Source organism: Microbacterium sp. BF1 (assembly GCF_019279095.1).
In the GTDB taxonomy this organism is placed as follows: domain Bacteria; phylum Actinomycetota; class Actinomycetes; order Actinomycetales; family Microbacteriaceae; genus Microbacterium; species Microbacterium maritypicum.
In genome coordinates, this window is record NZ_JAGYWT010000796.1 from 1 (window position 1) to 693 (window position 693).

Annotated in this window: 2 protein-coding genes; both read left to right on the forward strand. The window is 69.7% G+C overall.

Going from position 1 to position 693, the window contains the following annotated elements; all coding sequences use genetic code 11:
- On the forward strand, positions 1–207 hold a 207-nt coding region (locus KZA10_RS16855; RefSeq protein ID WP_374196617.1), incomplete at its 5' end, for a hypothetical protein.
- On the forward strand, positions 204–693 hold a 490-nt coding region (locus tag KZA10_RS16860; protein WP_218683478.1), incomplete at its 3' end, for an ATP-binding cassette domain-containing protein. The genes KZA10_RS16855 and KZA10_RS16860, both read left to right, overlap by 4 nt.

The window sequence follows — 693 nt, forward strand, 5'->3', positions numbered from 1 at the left end:
CTCGGACTCCTTCCGGGCACCGGCACGGCGGTGGTGCTGCTGAGCACCCGCCTCTTCGCCGTCGAGCCCGCACCGACCGAGGCGCTCTGGCGCACGGCACTCCCCGCGCTCGTGCCCGACGACAGTGATCCCGAAGACAACGATCCCGATGACAACGATCCCGACGACAACGATCCCGACGACAACGAAGGAACGAGAACACCATGAGCACCACCGAGCCCGTGCTGAGCATCAGCGGCCTCGCCGTCGCCTTCCGGACCGGTTCCGAGCTGGTCACCGCGATCAGCGACGTCGACATCGACATCGCCGCCGGTGAGACCGTCGCGATCGTGGGGGAGTCGGGGTCGGGCAAGTCCACCACCGCGGCCGCGGTCAACCGTCTGCTCCCCGAGAACGGGGTGATCACGGCCGGCAGCATCCGCTTCGACGGACGCGAGCTGACCGACCTCCCCGAGAACGCCATGATCTCGCTCCGCGGTGCCGGGATCGGCCTCGTGCCGCAGGACCCGATGTCGAACCTCAACCCGCTCATGCGCGTGGGCGAGCAGATCGGCGAGGCGCTCGAGGTGCACGGCCACACGCACGGCGACGCCACCAAGGCCCGAGTCGTCGAGCTGCTGGAGATGGTGGGGATCGCGGATGCCGCGCAGCGCGCCCACCAGTACCCGCACGAGTTCTCCGGCGGCATGCGCC